12 protein-coding genes are annotated in these 19,610 nt (G+C 66.0%); 4 read left to right on the top strand and 8 right to left on the bottom strand.

Annotated elements, in window-relative coordinates:
* Positions 1-336 precede the first annotated feature (336 nt).
* Positions 337-4,818, top strand: a complete 4,482-nt coding sequence (locus I2H31_RS10645; protein ID WP_196293012.1) for a beta strand repeat-containing protein — start codon at positions 337-339, stop codon at positions 4,816-4,818.
* A gap of 101 nt (positions 4,819-4,919) precedes the next feature.
* Here I2H31_RS10645 and sdaAA read toward each other — a convergent pair whose 3' ends face one another.
* From sdaAA to I2H31_RS10630, 3 genes are all read right to left on the bottom strand, one after another.
* A complete protein-coding gene (sdaAA, locus tag I2H31_RS10640) occupies positions 4,920-5,819 on the bottom strand; it encodes an L-serine ammonia-lyase, iron-sulfur-dependent, subunit alpha (RefSeq protein WP_196293011.1) in 900 nt (299 codons plus the stop codon).
* 229 nt (positions 5,820-6,048) lie between these two features.
* Entirely contained in the window at positions 6,049-6,507 is a 459-nt protein-coding gene (msrB, locus tag I2H31_RS10635) for a peptide-methionine (R)-S-oxide reductase MsrB (protein ID WP_196293010.1), read from the bottom strand.
* A 101-nt stretch (positions 6,508-6,608) separates the two neighbouring features.
* Complete coding sequence (locus I2H31_RS10630; protein WP_230687677.1) at positions 6,609-7,169, bottom strand: RBBP9/YdeN family alpha/beta hydrolase; 561 nt, start codon at positions 7,167-7,169, stop codon at positions 6,609-6,611.
* A gap of 36 nt (positions 7,170-7,205) precedes the next feature.
* On the opposite strand from I2H31_RS10630, the gene I2H31_RS10625 reads away from it, so the two are divergent.
* A complete protein-coding gene (locus I2H31_RS10625) occupies positions 7,206-8,741 on the top strand; it encodes an NAD(P)H-hydrate dehydratase (protein ID WP_196293009.1) in 1,536 nt (511 codons plus the stop codon).
* A 9-nt stretch (positions 8,742-8,750) separates the two neighbouring features.
* On the opposite strand, the gene I2H31_RS10620 is transcribed toward I2H31_RS10625, so the two are convergent.
* Genes I2H31_RS10620 through I2H31_RS10610 form a run of 3 tightly spaced genes read right to left on the bottom strand, consistent with a single transcriptional unit; the run spans position 8,751 to position 10,949 of the window.
* On the bottom strand, positions 8,751-9,620 hold the full coding sequence (locus I2H31_RS10620) for a UbiA prenyltransferase family protein (protein ID WP_196293008.1): 870 nt from the start codon (positions 9,618-9,620) through the stop codon (positions 8,751-8,753).
* A gap of 36 nt (positions 9,621-9,656) precedes the next feature.
* Positions 9,657-10,340 (bottom strand): DUF6766 family protein, encoded by a 684-nt coding sequence (locus I2H31_RS10615; protein ID WP_196293007.1) that lies wholly within the window; start codon positions 10,338-10,340, stop codon positions 9,657-9,659.
* A 42-nt stretch (positions 10,341-10,382) separates the two neighbouring features.
* Positions 10,383-10,949 (bottom strand): inorganic diphosphatase, encoded by a 567-nt coding sequence (locus tag I2H31_RS10610; protein WP_196293006.1) that lies wholly within the window; start codon positions 10,947-10,949, stop codon positions 10,383-10,385.
* Positions 10,950-11,178: 229 nt separating this feature from the next.
* Here I2H31_RS10610 and I2H31_RS10605 point away from each other — a divergent pair, with 229 nt between their 5' ends.
* Entirely contained in the window at positions 11,179-11,469 is a 291-nt protein-coding gene (locus I2H31_RS10605) for a four helix bundle protein (protein WP_230687676.1), read from the top strand.
* A gap of 8 nt (positions 11,470-11,477) precedes the next feature.
* Here the strand turns inward: I2H31_RS10605 and pafA are convergent, their stop codons facing one another.
* The gene (gene pafA, locus I2H31_RS10600) at positions 11,478-13,193 is read right to left on the bottom strand and encodes an alkaline phosphatase PafA (protein WP_230687675.1); all 1,716 of its coding nucleotides are present in this window, start codon (positions 13,191-13,193) and stop codon (positions 11,478-11,480) included.
* Positions 13,194-13,365: 172 nt separating this feature from the next.
* On the opposite strand from pafA, the gene I2H31_RS10595 reads away from it, so the two are divergent.
* A complete protein-coding gene (locus I2H31_RS10595) occupies positions 13,366-14,085 on the top strand; it encodes an HAD family hydrolase (RefSeq protein ID WP_196293005.1) in 720 nt (239 codons plus the stop codon).
* A 79-nt stretch (positions 14,086-14,164) separates the two neighbouring features.
* Here the strand turns inward: I2H31_RS10595 and I2H31_RS10590 are convergent, their stop codons facing one another.
* Complete coding sequence (locus tag I2H31_RS10590) at positions 14,165-19,603, bottom strand: M36 family metallopeptidase (protein ID WP_196293004.1); 5,439 nt, start codon at positions 19,601-19,603, stop codon at positions 14,165-14,167.
* Between the last annotated feature and the right edge of the window lie 7 nt (positions 19,604-19,610).

Here is a 19,610-nt window from a genome sequence, read left to right as displayed (position 1 = left end):
TGCGTTTTGGCCACCTGCGGGCAGCTCACCAGTACGGGTAAGTCAGTTGATAAACTGAATACCTTCTTTTAATTCTCCTTGCGGTCTTATATCATCTCAACAAACTGCATCTAAGGGTCGAAGGGCGTTGAAACCACCGGCATACATGGAATACCAAGCCTGCCGGCTAGCGCTTTATAGAAGAAAAAGCAGATAAAATCTGTCCTTAATTCCTTTCGTTTCATGTAAGTATCATAATAATTCCTATTTTACATCCCATTCGGGCCAACGGGCTCCTGCCCTGCTTTCTCTGCCGCTGTTTCCTTCACTTTTTCCCTCACCAAATTTCTCACACTTATGCACACAACTTTACATTCTCCCGACTCCGGCTGGAGCCGGACCCGGCGGCGCTGGGCCCGTTCAATGATGGCCCTGGCTTTGCCCTTGCTGGGCGCGGTGGGCGCCCAGGCGCAGAGCGTGGCCAACTACACGTTCGCGGCCAGTACGGGGACGTTCACGGCCCTGAGCGGCGCCACGGTGGCTACGGTCCCCTCCACCGACGACGACGTGACGGCCGTGCTGCCCATTGGGTTCACGTTTGTGTACAACGGTGTGGCTTACACTTCATTCTCGGCCAGCACCAACGGCTTCATTGGCCTCGGCGGCCAGGTGACGGCCAACGCGAGCAACAATCTGGCGACCGGCACGGGTGTGCGGCCTTTCATTGCGCCGCTGTGGGACGACCTCGAACTTTCCACCACCTCCGACATCTCGTACCTGACCACCGGCACCGCCGGCAGCCGGGTGCTGACCGTGGAGTGGGTGAATGTCTATTGGCGCTATACGGCCGCGACGCCCGGCATCTCGTTCCAGGCCAAGCTGTACGAAGCCGACGGCCACATCGAATACGTGTACCGGCAGGAAACCGGCGCCCTCGACACGCCCAGCGCTTCCATCGGCCTCTCGGCCGTGGCCACGGGGGCCGGCAACTACCTGTCGTTGAGCGATGCCACGGCAACGCCCACAGCCAGCTCCGCCGCCGAAACCACTTCCATTGCCACCAAGCCGGCTTCGGGCCAGGTGTACACCTTCACCCCGGCCGGGGCGGCGGTGCTGGCGCCTTCCACCCCCGTCATCAGCGCCATCACCACGACGGGCGGCACGGTCACGTTCACGGATAACTCGACCAACGAGTTCGGCTTTGCCGTGACCGTCACGCCCACGGCGGGGGGCTCCTCCTTCACCAACAACGTGCCCTCGACGACGACGGCCGGCACGGGCACTTCGTACTCTACGACGTTCACCGGGCTCTCGGCCAACACGGCCTACACCGTGCGGGTGCTGGCGCTGGGCCAGGGCCGGGCCAGCACCGCCGCGACGGGTACGTTCACCACGGCGTCGGGGGCCACGCTCAGCGGCGTCTATTACGTGGGCACCGGCACCTCGCCCCAGCCCACGCGCACCTACGCCACCCTGACCGCCGCCGCCAGTGCCTACAACACCGCCACGCTGGCGGGCGCGGTCACGTTTGTGCTGCTGGACAACTCCTACGGCACCGCCGAAACCTTCCCCATCCGGTTTGGCTCGGTGAGCACGGCCTCGGCCACCAATACGCTTACCATCAAGCCCAACACGGGCGTGACGGCCAGCATTTCGGGCAGCGTGGCCACCGGGGCGGTGCTCATGCTGAATGGCGCGGACTACGTGACCATTGACGGCTCGAACAACGGCACGACGTCGCAGAACCTGACCATTGAGAACACCAGCGCCACGGGCTCGGGCAATACGGTGCTGTGGGTAGCGGCGGCTTCGGCTACGGACGGCGCCACGTTCAACACGGTGAAGAACACCGTCATTCGCGGCAACTCGAACACCGGCTTTCCGCAGTTCACGGTATTCTTGGGCGGCGGCGCGGGAGTGGCCACGCCAACACCGCCGACGGCTGCCACCCCCGCAGCGGCCAACTCCAACAACGTTTTCATCAACAACGTCATCTCGAAAGGCTTCTACGGCTTGTTCGTGTTTGGCGGGTCGACCACGACCCTGGACCAGAACAATTCCTTCACTGACAACAAGATTGGGCAGGCGGCCGCCGGCGAAGGCTTTGGCCAGGAAGCCGTGCGGGTGGTGTACCAGCAGGGCCTGACGCTGCGCAACAACGACATTCAAAACCTGACCAGCAGCACCGCCGCTTCCAACCTGTACGGCATTTTCCTGGCCGACTGCAAGGGCGCCGTCGTCAGCCGCAACGTCGTGCACGGCCTCAGCTACACGGGCACCTCCACCACCAAGGTGTGGGCCATCAACAGCGCCTCGGCCACGTTCAACACCGCCGCCAACGCCAGTGCCAACCGATTCGACAACAACCTGGTGTACGGTATCAACTCGACGGCCGCCAGCGCCACCTGGAACACGGTGGGCCTGAACCTGGGCGGCGGCTATGGCGACCAGTTCTATTACAACACGGTGTACCTGACCGGGCAGCTGAGCGCGGCCGGCGGCACGGCCGGCTCGGCCGCCTTTGCCAACGGCAACCCCAGCGTGACGACTTCGGCCACCAACATCGACGTGCGCAACAACATCTTCAGCATCATCGGCGGCACGGGCGGCACGGCCACCACGCCGCTGTACGCGCACTACGAGCAGGGCACCAACGTGACGGGCAGCACCTTGAACTACAACGACCTGTACGTGAGCGTGGGCGCCACGGGCGCGGCCCGCATCGGCCGCCTCAACAACGCCGACGCTGCCACGCTGGCCGCCTGGCAAACCGCCACCGGCCAGGAAGCCAACTCGCTGAGCGTGGACCCGCAGTTTGTGCAAACCACCGCGTTGCCCTACAACCTGACGCCCACCAACGTGGCCCTCAACAACACCGGCACGCCCATTACCGGCGTCACGGTGGACTACACCGGCGCCGCGCGCGGCACCACGCCCGACATCGGTGCCTATGAATTCACCGTGGTGGCCGTCGACATCGCGGCCGCTGGCCTGGTGGCTCCGGCCGCACCGGGCACCTCGGGCGCGTGCTACGGCTCGGCCGAAGCCGTGACGGTGAGCATCCGCAACGCCGGCACCGCCGCGCTCAACTTTGCCACCACGCCCGCCACCATCTCGGTGGTCGTGACCGGCCCCACCGGCGTGGCCACCCAAACGCTGAGCTTCACCCTGAACACCGGCACGCTGGCCGGTGGCGCCACCCTGAGTGTGCCGCTGACCGGCGCGGGCACCACCGTAAACCTCTCGACCGTGGGCACCTATTCGTTTGCCATCACGGCCTCGGTGACCGGCGACGCCAACACGGCCAACAACACCCTCACGCCCAGCCCCACCATCACGGTGGCAGCGCCGGTGGCGGGCACGCTGGCGGCCACGTCGACGTCGCTGTGTAACTCGGGCACCACGGTGCTCAACCTGAGCGGCTTCCTCAACGGCAACATCCAGTTGCAGTCGAGCACGAGCGCCACGGGCCCCTTTGCCAACGTCACGGGCGCCACGTCGGCCAGCTACACCACGGCGGTTATCAACAGCACCACTTACTACCGCGCCCAGGTAACCTGCGGCTCGACCACGGTGACATCGAACGTCGTGGCGGTGACGGTGAACAACCCGCAACTGACCGGCACGCCGGCGCCGGTATCCGTTTGTACTGGCAGCACGGCCACCCTCACGGCCAATGCGCCGACCGGCACCAAAGTGCAGTTCTTTAGCACCGCCACGGGCGGCACGGTCCTGACGGGGGCCACCACAACGGGTACTACTACCACCGTGGTGACGCCGGCCGTTGCCGCTACCACCACGTACTACGCCGAGGCATATGTGGAGAGTGCCGAGACGGTGGGACTAACCGCGCCCGGCGCTTCGGGCTCGGTGACGGGCACCGCCAACGTGCCTTCGGGCCTGCAGTTCAGCACCACCGGCCCCACCACCTTCAACTCGGCCGTCATCTACCCGGCGGGCACGGGCACGGTGGTGGTGTCCATCCTGAACGGCTTGAGCGGCACAGAAGTAGCGGCCACGGCCCCTATTTCTGTCACGGGCACTGGTTTGGCCACCCCCGTGACCATTCCGATTAACCTCAGCCTGCCGGCCGCCGTCACGGGCTACGTCGTTCAAATCAAAGCCATTACCGGCCTGACCGGCCTGGTCCGCGACAACCCGCTGCCGGCCGGCGTGACGTTCCCCTTCGCCACTTCGCCCGGGGGCTTCACCATCACGACGGGGGTGAACGTGGGTTCGGCCCTGGCCGCCTACTACTTCCTGTACAACATCCAGATAAGCACCCCCTGCGCGGCGGCCACCCGCACGCCCATCCAAGTGACGGCCATCCCGCTGCCGGCCACGCCCACCGTGACGGTGGCCTACCCGACGAGCGGCACGGCCGTGTTCACGAGCAGCGCGGCCCCGGCCGGCACCACCTACCAGTGGTACCAGGGCACAACGCCCATCACCGGCGCCACCAACCAGACCTACACGGCTGTGGGCACCACCACCCCGAGCACCTACTCGGTGCGCTTCATCGCCACGGCGAGCGGCTGCCAGTCGGCGCCCTCGACGGCGGTGACCGTGACGGCGACGACGCAGCCGCTGGCCGGCTCGGCGCTGCACCTGTTCCCGAACCCCACCACCACGGGCCTGCTCACGCTGCAGTTCAAAGGCTACTCCAAAGCCGTGCAACTGAGCGTGTATGATGCCATGGGCCGCGTGGTGCTCACCCAGCAGGTGGCCGCCGGCCAGACGCAAACGCAACTGAACCTGTCGGCCGCGGCCTCGGGCGTGTACACGCTGCGCGTGACCACCGAAGGCGGTACCGACATCCGCCGCATCGTGCGCGAATAGCGCTTTCGGCGCTTAACAAAAAAGCCCCGCTGGCAATGCCGGCGGGGCTTTTTTGTTAAGGATTAAAAGAGAAGTTCAGAAATGCTTAACTCTTAACTGATTTACTCGTCGTCGGGCAGGATGTTCACGTCCTGTACTAGCACCATTTTCTCTATTTCTTTGCCACGCTTGGTGGCGGCCAGGCCACCGAGGGCGGTTTCCTTGTAGCGGGTTTCCATGGCCTGGCCCACTTCGCCCAGCGCCGCCACGCACTGGTCGACGGGAATCACCGGGTCGATGCCGGCGATGGCAATCTGGGCCGAGGAGAAGGCAATGGCCGCTGCCGAGGCATTGCGCACCACGCAGGGCACTTCCACCAGGCCGGCCACAGGGTCGCACACCAGCCCGAGCATGCACTGAATGGTGACGGCCACGGCGGCAAACACCTGCTCCACGGGCCCGCCCAGGCAGTACACGATGGCGCCGCTGCCCATGGCCGCGGCCGAGCCGGTTTCGGCCTGGCAGCCGCCCACGGCCCCGGCCAGCGAGGCATTTTGCTCGATGATGAGGGCAATGCCGGCCGCTACCAGCAGGCCTTCCAGAATTTGCCGGTCGGAAAGCTTGTGGATGTCCTGTATGGTGACCAGCACGCCGGGCAGGATGCCGGAAGCGCCGGCCGTGGGCGCGGCCACCACACGGCCCATGCAGGAATTTACTTCCTTGGCGCCCAGCGCGCGGGTCACGAGCTGCTTGAATTCGGGCGAGAGAACGGTGACGGGCGAGGCGGCAATCTTCTTGGCGCCGTTGTTTATCATGCCCGAGCGGGAGGTCATGTCGCCGGTCAGGCCCTCGTGCACGGCGTCGCGCATCACGTCGTAGGCGCGCTGCAGGCCGGTCCAGATTTCGTCTTCGGTGCGGCCCTTTTGCTCGACCTCGTAGGCCAGCACGGGTTGGTAAAGGGGCTCGCCGGTGGCGGCGCAGTGCGCTTGCCAGGAAGCAAAATCGGTGAAGAGCAAAGACATGGCGGGTGGGATGGAGTGGGATTAGAACCGTAACGCAAAGCCCCGGCCGAAGGTGTCTTCAACCGGGGCTTAAAAGTAGGGGGCGCGGGAGGAATTGGCTTTTGCCGGGAAAGCGCGTTGCGAAGGCGGTTCGGCTTTGTTCGAGGCTTCTTCGAGGTCGCTTCGAGGATTGTTCGAACTGGCTCCGTTGTCAGAAATTGTCTCTTTCCGGGATGTGGGCTTGCGAAACTTATGCCGGCTGACCTTCGCCCTGCACCAGCTTGATGCTGGCCGAGTTGATGCACAGGCGCAGGCCGCTGGGCGCCGGCCCATCGGGGAACACGTGGCCCTGGTGGGCGTCGCACACGTTGCAGAGCACCTCCACGCGGGTCATGCCGTAGCTGGTGTCTTTCTTGTAGCGAATGGCGCTTTCGTCGACGGGCTGCGTGAACGAGGGCCAGCCGGTGCCCGACTCGAACTTGGTGCGCGAGTCGTAGAGCGGGGTGCCGCAGCACACGCAGGCGTAGAGGCCGGCTTCGTGGGCTTCGCAGTACTCGCCAGTGAAGGCGCGCTCGGTGCCGTGCTCGCGCGTGACGTGGAACTGCTCGGCCGTGAGCTGGGCGCGCCATTCGGCGGGCGTTTTCTCGACGCGGCGCGGCGAGGGGATGGGGTTATTGGCGAGGCGGATGACGTCGTTCCAGGTTTGCATATCGAAAGAATAAGGGAAAGTTGCGGGCTAAAAAAGGTAAACGCAGCTGTGGCCGGGATGTTTGCCCTTGCTCCGGGTCAGACGTGGCGGCGCAGTTTTCCTTACAGCCACGCGCGCAGCAGCGCCAGCCCGGCCGGCCACTCGCCGTGGCCGCTGGCCGCGTTGACGTGGCCGGCCTCGCCAATGTCCACCAGCTCGCTGCCCCAGGCCTTGGCAAACTGCCGGGCGCGGTCCGGCGTCACCCATTCGTCGTTTTGGCTAAATACCACTTTGCTCGGAAAAGGCAGCCGGGCCAGCGGCATGGGCGCGAAGCCGGTGGTGGGAAACGCGGCGTAGTGGGCGGTTTCCACGTCGCTCGGGGCTACCAGCAGCGCGCCTTTTATGCGGTGGCCGTACTTCGCGGCCCAGTGCGCAATGGTGGCACAGCCCAAGCTGTGGGCCACCAGCACCACTTCGCTCAGGTCCTGGCCGTTGAGGGCATCTTCGAGCCGCTCGACCCATTCGGCACGGTCGGGCACGTCCCACTCGCGCTGCTCAATGCGCGTACAATCGGGCAGTGCGCGCTCGAAACAGGTTTGCCAATGCTCAGGGCCCGAACTGCCAAGGCCCGGCACAATAAAGACTTGAGTGGTTTCCTGCATGCCCAAAAGTAGGTTTGCCATTCTTTACCAGACCGAGACTTAACCGTACGTACTTTCATGAAAATCCTGACTGCTACCCAAACCCGCCAGCTTGACCAGGCTACCATCCAGGAACAAGGCATCACTTCGGCTCAGTTGATGGAGCGGGCTGCCGGTGCTTTTGTCGAATGGTTTTTCAGGCAATTTGACCAGGACGAAGCCGGCGAAATCCTGCTGCTCTGCGGCCCCGGCAACAACGGCGGCGACGGTCTCGCGGCGGCCCGCATGCTGCACCAGGCCGGCTACCGGCCGCGCGTGGCTCTGCTGCCCGCCGAAAAGCAGTCGACCGACTGGCAGCACAACCGCCAGCTGCTGCCCGAAGCCGTGCCCGTGGCCGAAATCAGCGCAGAAAGTCTGCCGGAAATTCCAGCCGGCGCCGTTGTCGTTGACGCGCTTTTTGGTACCGGCCTCAGCCGGCCGCTTGTGGGCCTAGCGGCCCAGCTGGTGCAGCACCTCAACCAGGCCCAGGCCCGCGTAGTGGCCATCGACTTGCCCAGCGGCCTCTTCGCCGACGCGCCCCAGCCGGCCGACAGCCCCGTGGTGCGGGCCCGGCACACCGTCGCTTTCGGCCTGCCCAAGCTGGCTTTCCTGCTGCCGCAGAATGCAGATTTTGTGGGCGAATGGCAAGTGAAAGACATTGGGCTGAGCGAAAGATTCATCAACGAAACGGCCACGCCCTGGCACTATACCGATGCTGCTGCCGTGGCCGGCGCGCTGCCTGCGCGCCCCAAATTCAGCCACAAGGGCACCTTCGGCCACGCTTTGCTGCTGGCCAGCAGCCGGGGCAAGATGGGCGCGGCCGTGCTGGCGGCGGGCGCCTGCCTGCGCGGCGGCGTGGGGCTGCTCACGGCCCACGTTCCCGGCTGCGGCTACGACATCTTCCAAATCAGCCAGCCCGAAGCCATGTGCCTGACCGACGCACAGGCCGATTTCATTAGCGAATTGCCGGACTTGAAACCGTACCAAGCCGTGGGCATGGGCCCTGGCCTGGGCCAGGCCGAAGCGGGCGTGGCAGTGCTGCGCCAGTTGCTGGAAGCCGCGGGCAAACCCACCGATAAGCGCCCCACTCCCCTGCCGCTCGTCATCGACGCCGACGCGCTGAACCTGCTAGGCGCGCACCGCGAACTACTGGACCTGCTGCCCGAAAACGCCGTGCTCACCCCCCACCCCAAGGAATTTGAACGCCTCACCGAGCCGGCGCGCGACGACTACCACCGCCTGGACCTGCTGCGCGACTTTGCTCAAAAGCACAAGTGCCTGGTGGTACTGAAAGGGGCCTACACCTGCCTGGCCACGCCCACCGGCGAGCTGCACTTCAACAGCACCGGCAACGCCGGCATGGCCACCGGCGGCAGCGGCGACGTGCTCACGGGCCTGATGTTGGCCCTGCGCGCCCACGCGCAACTGCCGCCGTTTGAGGCCGTGCGGCTGGCGGTGTACGCCCACGGCCGGGCCGGCGATGTGGCCGCGGCCGCAACCGGGCAGGCCGGGCTGGTGGCCGGCGACATCGTGCGCCACATCGGCCCGGCGCTGGCGGAACTTACGCAGGCCTGAGGATTGGTTTCAGCTCAGGAAATACAGCACGGGCGGCACCAGCAGCACGCCATCGGCCAGCAGGGCAAAGAAGTAGTCGTCGCGCCGCTCATCGGCCAGCACAATGACCACGGCCGCCAGCAGCCCCGTGAGCAGCAAGCCCAGCGTGGGCAGCCCCCACGCCACGCCCAGGCCCATGGCCGCGCCCAGAAAGGCCAGCGCCACGGCTTTGGCGCCCCGCAGCCCCAGCACCACCGGAAACGTGGGCGTGCCCGCGGCCCGGTCGCGGCTCAGGTCCCGGATGTCGAACACGATGGCCAGGGCCAGCACCAGGCAAAAGCGCAGCGCCAGCAGGCCCGCCACCGCCGCCACCGGGTGGCGCAGCAACAGCGCCGGCAGCCCCACCGTGACCAGTGACCACACCCCCGCAATGAGAAACACCTTCAGCAGGGGCACTTCGCGCAGGGCCCGGCGCTGCCCGCGCCAGCGCAGCAGCGGCCACGAGTACAGCAGCGCCAGCGCCGCCAGCGGCAGCAGTTGGGGCAGGTAGCGCCACCAGCCATCGGCCAGAAACAACCCGCCCGACACCAGCGCCGCCCCGGCCGCCAGCAGGGCCAGCCCGCGGCGGTGGCGCTGCTGCCAGGCCTTGCGCCCCGAGGTGCCCGCCGGCTGCCGGTGCTTGAAAGGCAGCGCCGCGTCAAGATTATACACCAACAACGTGGCCGCGAACACCAGCAGCACCAGGCGGTAGCCGGCCGCGTGGAGCGGGGGCCACAGGTGCAGGCTGTACGCCGTTTGGGCCGCCGCGGCGGCCGACAGCCACACGCTGCTGAACAGCACGGCGTCGAGCCCCCGCCGGGGCCACGACAAACGAGAAGCAGGAACCGACGGCGTGGGCACGGCCGAAATTAGCGCCGGAGCGCCACTGGGCCGCACCTAGTCCCCGGTTTCGCTGTACGGGGCGTCCACGGGCTTGCTCTGGGGCGAGCCGTGCTGCCGCAGGAAGATGCTGAGCCCGACCACGCTCACGATGCTGAGAAACTCGCTCTGCCAGTTCTGCAACGACTCGAACCAGAACCGCGAGGTGGCCATGTATTCCAGCGTGTCGACGGGCGGCTTGCCGTCGTGCACCTGCTCGATGCTGTAAACTTCGGCCCCGCCCTTGGCGTGCAGCCAGAACGAGGCAAAAAACAGCAGAAAGAAGGCGATGCTCAGCGAGTTCTTGTACAGCGCCAGCACCCAGCCGCCCTGCTTCACGGGCCAGGGCGCGTCCTTTTTAGTGGGGTCGGGTTCGGCGTCCACTTCTTCCTCTTCGTAGAGTTTTTTCGATTCCGAAGAGCCTTTTTGGCGCAGCCACACAGTTAGCAGCACGTAGAGGCCCATTTGCAGAAACTCGCTTTCCCAGTTCTCAAACGTGGCTTCGAGGAAATGGCCCGACGTGAAGTACTGCCCGGCCGACAGCTGGGCCAGGCCCATTTCCTGCAGCTCGTCGTTGTAGTCGTGCCAGCCGGTGAGGAACTGGCCGCCCAAGGTCAGCACTACCATGGCGGTAATCACCAGTAGCAGACTGTTTTCGTAGATAAAACGCCAAAAAGGCGAAGCAGGACGCTGAATGGTCATGCTTCGCCTTTACGAAAAAACGCTGCTAAGGTCGGGCTTGGGCTATTTTTCTGCCAGCACCGCCTTTTGCTCGCCGAAGGTGGTATTATAGAGCGTGATGCTGTCGTTGATGATGCGGTAGGCGTCTTCCTTGCCCATGAAGCGCTCCACCACCACGTGCTTGTTGTGCTCCAGAGCTTTGTAATCCTCGAAGAAGCGCTGCATTTCGAGCAGCGTGTGCGGGGGCAGGTCGGAAATGTCGTTGTAGTGATTGACGGAAATGTCGTGGGCGGCCACGGCGATGATTTTGTCGTCCTCCTCGTCCTGGTCCACCATCTGCATCACGCCGATGACTTTGGCCTCCACCAGGCACATGGGCACGATGTCGACCGAGCACAGCACCAGGATGTCGAGCGGGTCCTTGTCGTCGCAATACGTTTGGGGGATGAAGCCGTAGGCGGCCGGGTAGTGCACGGCCGAGAACAGCACGCGGTCCAGCTTCAGCAGGCCGCTTTCTTTGTCGAGCTCGTATTTGCCCTTGCTGCCTTTGGGGATTTCGATGATGGATTGCACGATGGTGGGCGTCTCGTCGCCGCGCGACACGTCGTGCCAGGGATTAAAATGGGCCATTCTTTGGATTTGCTGATTACTTGATGTGCTGATGTGCTGCGTGGCTGCGGAGCAAAAGGCCGCCTGAAAGCCGAAGCGAAAGTTATGTTTGAAGTATAATTTGTTGATTCTTAAAAGCTCTGCCGTGGCAATTCCTGAAACCGACAACCTGATTGTTCGGCTGACTTTTGAATTTTCGCTGTTGATTATTGACTACACCGAGCGCCTGGAAGCGTAGCGGCGCTACGTCATGGCAAAACAGCTGATAAGGAGCGGCACGGCGATTGGTGCGAACGTTCGGGAGGCGCAAAGTTCCGAAAGCCGCGCCGACTTTGTGCACAAATGTAAAATTGCGGCCAAAGAAGCCGAAGAAACCGACTACTGGCTGCTGCTCTGCCACCACGCCCCGTCCTACGAAAGCCCCGGCGAGCTGCTGCCGCGCCTGCTGAGCATTCGCAAGATTTTGTCGAAAATCATTTCCTCTGCCCGCGCTGGCAGCCCCACTCCCACGGAGGATAAAGCACATCAACACATCGGGTAACCAGCAAATCAACGCAGCACCTCCACCAAAGGAACCCCCGAACAACCGCTAGGTTCCTGGATGTGGAGGAAGCGCGCGATGGTGGGCGCGATGTCCACGATGCGCACCGCGGCGGCCGACTCGCCGTGCTTCACGCCCCAGCCCCAGAACAGCAGCGGCACGTGCGTGTCGTAGGCGCCGCTCGAGCCGTGGGTGGTGCCCTTCACCACCGGGTAGGCATACGCTTCGAGCCAGCCGGGGGCCAGCACGGTGAGCACGTCGCCGGAGCGCGGGGCGAAAAAGCCGTTTTCCTGGTACATGCCCAGGCCCTCGCTCCAATGGGCGCGCTGCAAATCCAGCGCCGTGAGGGCCTGCGTGACGCCGGGCAGCGTGAGCAGCGCGGCGGCCACGTCCTGCTGGGCCTTGGCCAGGTCGATGTTCTTCTTGCGCAGCAGCTGGCGGTTGAGGTAGACCTGCTGGTTTTCGTAGCTGAGCACCCATTGGCCGGGGCCGTACTGGCGCGTGAGGGCGCGCTGCACCGAGTCGCGCATCACGCTGGGGCCCACGCCGCCGCCGGGCAGCCGGTGGGCCTGGTTGAAGCCCACGGCGTGGGCCGCGGCGTGGTCGGCGGTCAGGAAGACGAGGGCCTGGCCCTTGCCCACCTGCTGGTCCAGCGCGTCGAGGAGGCGGGCCAGCTCGCGGTCGAGGCGCAGGTAGGTGTCTTCGGCTTCGATGGAATTGGGGCCGAACTGGTGGCCCACGTAGTCGGTGCTGCTGAAGCTGATGGCCAGGAAGTCGGTCACGCCGCGCTGGCCCATCTGCTCCTGGCGCAGGGCTTCAAGAGCGAAGTCGGTGGTGAGCGAGTTGCCGAAGGGCGTGCTGCGGATGAGGTCGAGGTTCTGGGTGGGCGCCTGCGGGTTCCTGGTTTCGCCCGAGTTCTTCAGGGCGGGCTGCACTGAGGCGGGCGCGCCGGCCGCCAGCGTGGGCAGGTCGTGCGGAAACACGGGCTTGCTTTCGCCTTTGTAAGCGCCTTCCCAGGGCACGTCGTCAGGCGAGCTTTCGGTGTAGTCGGCGAGGGGCAGCAGCGTATTCCAGGGCTTGGCCAGGTACTCGGCGGCGTGGCCGGCGGCGTTAAATTTGGTGACCCAATCGGGCAAAGCCGGCTGATAGAACGTGCTGCTGATGAAGGCGCCGTTGGTGCCGTCGTACCAGTAGGCGGCCGTGGCCGAGTGCCCGGCCGGCAGGATGCTGCCCCGGTCCTTCATGCTGAGGCCGATGGTTTTGGCCTGAAAGTTCGTGGCCAGCCGCAGCTCGTCGGTGATGGTGGTGGCCAGCAGGTGGCGCGGCGACATCTGGCCGGCGGCTTCGGTGCCGCCCACGGCCTGCACGGTCTTGTCCTCGGTCACGTAGGTTTCGCGGCCTTCCTCGCGCACCCACCAGTTGTTGCCGATGATGCCGTGCACGGCCGGCGTGGTGCCCGTGTACACGCTGGCGTGGCCGGGGCCGGTGTAGGTGGGCACGTAGTTGTAGTGGCAGCTTTCGTAGCTGAATCCCTGGCCCAGCAGCCGCCGGAAGCCGCCGGCCGGGTATTTGTTCCAGTAGCGGTAGATGTAGTCGTAGCGCATCTGGTCGACCACAATGCCGACCACCAGCTTGGGGCGGGGCACGGGCTTGCCGGCCTTCTGGGCGAAGGCCGGGGCAGCGGCCAGCACGGCGGCCAAGGTGAACGGTAGTATCTTTTTCAATGGAAAGCGGGTAAGGCTAAGCAGCCGCAAAGATACCCTCGGGCCCCGGCCTCGTCATGCAGAGCGCAGCGAAGCATCTTTACCGCGCAATGCAATCCCATCGACCAGATTTACTCTCGCGGTAAAGATGCTTCGCTGCGCTCCGCCTGACGTTCTTTCAAATGCTCTACTTATGCCAACCCCAGCCCTCATCTTCGACATGGACGGCGTGCTCATCGACAACACGCCCTACCAGGCCCGCGCCTTCCAACTCCTGTTCCGCGACTTGGGCCTGACCACCAACGCCCGCAAACTCCTGGTTCGCCTCAACGGCATGCCGGCCACCAACATCCTCAAAACCGTCTTCCGCGACCCCGTGCCCGAGAAACAGCTCAAGGAGTATTCCTCGCAGCGCGAGTTTCTCTACCGCACGCTGTACTGGAGCAAGCGCCGCGAGACGCCCGGCCTCAGCCGGTTCCTGGAAGCGGCCCGGGCGGCCGGCTTCCGCCTTGCCCTGGGCACCAGCTCGCCGCCCGAAACCATTGCCTACATCGTCGACCACCTCAACCTGCGCCGCTTCTTCGATGTCGTCATCGGCAAGGAAGACGTGGAGCGCGGCAAGCCCCACGGCGACACCTTCTCCATCGCCGCCGCCAAGCTGGGCGCCAAACCCGAAGAATGCATCGTGTTTGAAGACGCCGTGCTGGGCGAGCAGGCTGCCTACAAGGCCGGCATGCGCTGCGTGGCCGTGGCGTCCTTCCTGCCCGCCAAGGCCTTCCAGGCCCCGCTCACCGTCATCAAGGACTTCACTGGCCTCACGCCCGAGCACCTGCTGGAACTGTTGGCCGGGCAGCCCCGGGTGCCCAAGCCCGACAAGCAGCGCGCCCAGCGCAACTACATGCAACTCACCTAGCCATCAGACCTGCCCACAAAAAAGGCCCCGACTGCCAAAGCAGTCGGGGCCTTTTTCAGGTCCGTGAAGCGGCGGGCGGCTATTCCACGACCAGCTTCTTCACAATGACGCCGACGTCGGTTTGCAGGCGCAGCGAGTACACGCCCGTGGCCAGGCCGGTGAGCGGCAGCGTGTGGATGGCCAGGCCGGCGGGCAGCACCTGCGTGCGCACCACGCGGCCCAGGGCATCCACTAGGCCCGCCGTCACGGCCTTGCGGCCCAGCAAGGCGGGCAGTTCCACCGTCACCGCCGTGCTGGCCGGGTTGGGATACAGGCCCACCTGGGCGGCGAGCGCGGCCGGGGCCGTGGCCAGCACGGCCTGCGGCGAGAACACCAATTCGAAGCGGCCGGTGATGAGCGCCGCGGCGTTGCTCACCGTGAACGAGTAGCTGGGCTGCTGGGCCAGGTCCACCACCGCCCCCGTCTGCAAGTCGCGCAGGTAGGTGGGGGTGCTGCCCAGGTTCCGCAGCTCGGCGGCGTTCAGCGTGTAGCTGCCGGCCGCGGGCACGCCCACGGCCAGCGGCACCACGCGTTGCGTGGCGGTGAGCGGGGCCAGGCCGTTGACGCACAGGCGCGGAGTGGCCGTGCCGCTGCTGCTCAGGTTCAGCCCCGAGGGGTTGGCCAGCTTCTCGGCGTCGTAGGCGGCGTCGAAGCCGTCGGTGGCGGCGCCGTCAAAGTAGACGAAGGCGTCGTCGGTCGGGGCGCTGCCGGCGGCGGCGCGCAGGGTCAGGTGCGCGGCCGGGCGGGCGTCGGCCGGGCGCTGGAAGACGGGGACGGGGGCGGCAAAGCTGGTCACGCGGTGGGCGTTCTTGAAGGCGAGCGTGCCGCTGGTCTGGCCCGGGGTCACGCGCACGAAGAAGGCCTTGCCCAGCGGCAGCACCGGGCTCACGGTGCCAAAGTCGCCGCCGGGGTTTACTTGGTAGAAGCGGTAGGTGCCGGCGTAGGGGTTGGCCGGGTCGTCGCTGGTGAACACGTACATGACGCCGTCCACGTTGGGGCGGTCGGCGGCGGCCACCCGGCTCCAGTCCAGGGGCGCGGGGTAGGGGTTGCCCACCAAGTGCAGGCCCGCGTCGGCGGCCGTGGCCCCGGCGTTGCGGGCCAGGGTTTGCGTCACGTCACCGTTGGTGAGCGCGCCGGTGAAGTTCCAGGTCTGGTTGGCGGCCAGGTTCACGGTGTAGCCCCGGCCCACGGCCAGTGGGTCGGTGAGGGCGCCGGGCGAGTACCAGCCCTTGTCGAAGGCGGCCGCTGGGGTGGCGGCCGTGGCCAGGCGGGTCTGGTCGTAGCCGAACACCGTGGGGAAGGTCGTCACGGTGTTGCCCACCGTGTTATAGGCCGGGTTCACCACCGGCGTGAAGGTGCTGGTGGTCAGGCTGGCCACCGTGGCGGTGCCCACGGGCGCCGAGACGTGGCGATAGCCCCGGTTCGGGTTCTGACTAGGGTCGATGTAGCGCTGCACCGTGGCCGCGCCAAAGACGAAGCCCCCGGCATTGTTCACCACCAGGGCCGTGTTCGTGGCGTTGCTTTCCAGCGTGAACGTATTGCCCTGCGTCACAAAAGCCCCGTTCAACGTGAGCAAGTGCTGCACCGAAGCGCCGGCCGAGGTACTCAGCAGCACGCCGTTGGGGTTCACGGTCAGGTCCCAGAAGCGCACGGCGGCGCTGCCCAGCAGGTTGGGGCCGTTGGTTTGGAAGGTGGTGCCCAGCACCACCGTGCCGCCCGTGGGCCGGAAGGTGCCGTTGTTGGTCAGGTTGCCCAGCACGTTGAGGGTGCCGGCCGTTTGCGAGAGCGTAGCGCCCGCGTTCAGGGTCAGGTTGCGGACGTCGGCCGTGGCCGAGGCAATGGCAGGCATGTTGGTCACGTTGCCCGGAATCAGGGCATCGGTGGTGGCCGTGGGCAGTCCGTTGGTCCAGTTGCCGGCCGTGTTCCAGTCGGTGCTCAGGGCGCCGGTCCAGGTATTGATTGCCGGCAGCACCGTGAAGGTGAGGCCGTTGCTGGTGCCACCGGCGGTGGCCACGGTCAGCAGGCCGGTGGTGGCGCCGGCGGGCAGCGTGAAGGTCAGGCTCGTAGCAGTGTTGGCCGTAACGTTGCTCAAGGCAATGGTTGCGCCGTTCAGGGTCAGGCCGGTGGCGTTGGCCAGGTCCGTGCCCGTGACGATGACGCTCGTGCCCACCGGCCCGCTGTTCGGGTTGAGCAGGGTGATGACGGGCACGGCCAGCGGGGTGAGGAAGGTGGCCTGGGCGTAGCTGCCCGTCAGGGCGCCCGCGCTGTTCAGCAGCTGCACCTGCTGCAAGCCGCCGCAGCCGCTCATCACCTGAATGTCGTCCACGAACCAGCCCGGCAGGGCATTCGCGGAGGGATTGTTCGAGTCGGACTGGAACTGGAAGCGCACCCGGATGGACTGCCCGCTAAACGAAGCGAGGTTGACCAGGGACTGTTGGAAAGCCGCAGTCCCCTCCAGGCCCGACGATTTGCCGGAGAAGCAGGGCTTGCCCGACGAAGCCGTGCCGCTGTCGAAGGTGTTGTTGTAGCCGTTTTGCAGGAACAAGGCACCCGCGTCCTGCCAGGCCCCGTTGTTCACCGAAATGGCCACCAGGCCGCCGTCGTACCGCGCTTCCGAGTTGAAGTAGTGGTAGAACGACAGCACTGAGAAGGCGCCCGGCGTGAACGCGGCTGAGGTCAGGGTGACGTCGGAAGCGGCGTCGGGGTCGCCGGCGCGCCAAGCGGCGGTGCCGCTGTGGGCGCGGGTTGTGCTGGGAGCCCAGGCGTTGCTGGCGCCGCCGGCCACCACGGCGGGCGTGAAGCCGCCCACGGTGTTGGCTTCGCGGTCGTCGTTCACGGGCATGGTCACGGCGCAGCCCGCACCGGCCGCCGTTTGGGCCACAATCTGGAAGTTGCGCTGCTGGCCCGTCGCGAAGCTCAGGGCCGGGAAGGTGACGGTGCTGCCGCTGAGCGTGCCGCCCGTGCTGCTGATGTATTGCAGGCCGGCCGGCAGTTCGTCAGTAATAGTAACCGGCGTCTGGGTCTGGCACTCGCAGGTGGCCGCGAGGTTGATGGCAAACTGATTGCCCACCAGCGGCGTGCTGCGGCGGCGCAGGCGCACGCCGGGCAGGTCATAGGCCGCCGTCTGGTCGGTGGCGCTGTTCGAGGAGCCTTCGCGGGCGCTGTAGCCCATGCCCCGGCGGGCAAAGGCCCCCCAGATGGCGCAGTGGTAGCGCCCGCCGTACAGCAGCGAGTCGGCGGCCAGAATGGCGTCGCGGCCGTCGAGGTAGCCGGGCTCGCAGGGCTGCATTTTCAGGCCTTGCATCACCAGCTGCAGGGCCACGGCGTTGCCGCCGGTGCTGGCGCTGTTGTAGAGGTTGGGCTCGATGCTGCTTTGCTGCTGGATGATGTTCCAGGTCATGTCCCAGAGCGTGGCGGCCCAGATTTCGCCGATGTTGTGCACCTCCGTGCTGGCGGCCATGTCGGCGTAGGTCAGCGGGTTCACGGCCAGGCTGGTGCTGTAAGGGTAGCGCCGGATGCCGCTGCCGCTGGTGGCCTGGCCCTGAACGTAGGTGCCCATGGGCCGGGCGCGGGGGCCGTCGGTGAGGGGCGTAGCGGTCCAGTCGGTGGTCATCATCAGGGCGAAGAAGTCGCTCCAGCCCTCGCCGGCCTGCTCGGCATTGCCCAGGCAGCTCACGTTGGGGCCGCCGCCGGTGAGGCGGTTGCTGATGCCGTGGCCGTACTCGTGGGCCATGATGCCGCTGTCAAAGTCGCCGTCGAGCTGCAGGGGGGCGTTCAGCGTGAGCTGCACGGTGGCCCCCGCATTGAGCTGTCCCGCCAAGGTGGCGCCGTCGGCCTGCGACACCATCACGGCCGGAATGACGACGGTGTTGTCGGTGCCGCCCATCGTCACGGGCGGGCCGGGTGCGTTGTTCACCATCACCACGGCAATGGCGCCCTCGTTCTGGGCCGCCTTCACTTTCACGACGTAGTTGCAGGAGCCCCGGTAGATGAGCGCAATCTTCCCGCTCACGCTGGTGGAAGAAGGCGACGTGCAGGCAATGTGTGTGCCCGCGCCCGGGTCGGTATAATACGCCAGGGTGCCGGAAACAGGCCCCTTGTTAGCCAGCAGGTTTTGGGTGCTGAAGGCGCCCTCGGCCATGGTGTAGGTTCTCGCAATGGCCGCCGGGGCCGTCACCACCAAGGTATTACTCGTGACGGGGTTGAACAGGTACATCTGCATGCGCCCGCTGGTGCCATCGGGCGGGGTGTTGAAGTTGGCATTGTTCAAGCCAAGGCCGTCCTGGGCCTCCGCGCGCACGTGGTCGGCCCCCACGCCGCCCCGGCCGATGTTGTCGGTCTGGAAGTTGGCGCTGGCTTCGTTGAAGCCGTACTGATACATCACGTCGTGCATCAGGTTGTTCCAGTAAAACAGGTTCACCGTGGCGGCCCGGCGGTTTCTGCCCAGCGTCGGCTTCGCCGAGAAGTTGGGCACGTCGTTGAACACCAGCGAGCCGGCCGTACCGGTAGAAGTAACCAAGCGGCCCGGCGCGTTCTGCTTGAGGCTATCGTCGTAGGCCCACACGTTGTTGCCGCGGGTGTCGGTGTAGTTGGTGGTGCCGTCGAAGTGCCAGCCGTGGGTAGTGGCGGCATTGCCGGCCCCGGCCCGCAGCCAGGGGTTGGTTTCGGTGGTGGGCGTGGTCACGTCGGGCCGCTCGCCCGGGAAAGGCACCACAATGTAGCTGGCCGGCGTCACCGCCAAAATGCCTTTGGCCCCGCTCGGGCGGCGCAAGAAGGGTGCCTGCGGGCGGGCACTGGCCGTGGCCTGGCGCCCGGGCGCCGCAGCCGGGTGTGCGGCCTTTTCGCTCACGGTCCAGTTGTCCTGGTCCAGCACCTGCCCGGTGGTGGCATCCACCCGGATGTTGAGCCAGTCGGCCGAGGCCAGTACGTCCACGTTCACGTTCCAGGCCAGGTGGGGGCGTTGGTTTTTATCCTTGGCCCACACCAAGCGGGCCACAATGGGCCGGCGCGCCACCCCAGCCGGGGCGAAGCGCTGCTGCTGGTCGGGGCCGTTGGGGCTTTCCTGGGCGGCGGGCCGGGCGTCGGGGTGGCCCGGCAGCGCCGCAATGGCCGTGGCTACGGCCGTAGCGGCGGGCACCTGGGGCACAGCCGACAGGCCCGCAAAGGCCTTAGCCGGCACAAAGCTGCCCGCATGGTTGGCCAGCTTGCCCCCTTTAAAAACGAGCGTAACGACTTGGTTATACACCGGGATGCCGTCCTGCAGCTGTTGTGGATAAGCATAGAGGATTCCTGCCGCTTCGGCGTGGGCGCTGGAAATGCGCAGGTCCTTTTGGGCCACGTCGGAGTTGGCCCACTGCTGGCGGGTTTGCCAGGCCAGCTCGGTGGCCTGCCTGGCGGCTTCGGATTGGGCTCTGGCGGGCTGCCAGGCGACAGCTAGCAGCCCCGTGGCTACCAGACAATGGGCGTAGAGATTTCTCATCAAAGGG

Origin of the sequence: Hymenobacter ruricola (assembly GCF_015694525.1) — a bacterium.
GTDB lineage: Bacteria > Bacteroidota > Bacteroidia > Cytophagales > Hymenobacteraceae > Hymenobacter > Hymenobacter ruricola.
The sequence above is the reverse complement of the archived record's forward strand: the minus strand, read 5'-3'. Positions and strand labels throughout refer to the sequence as shown.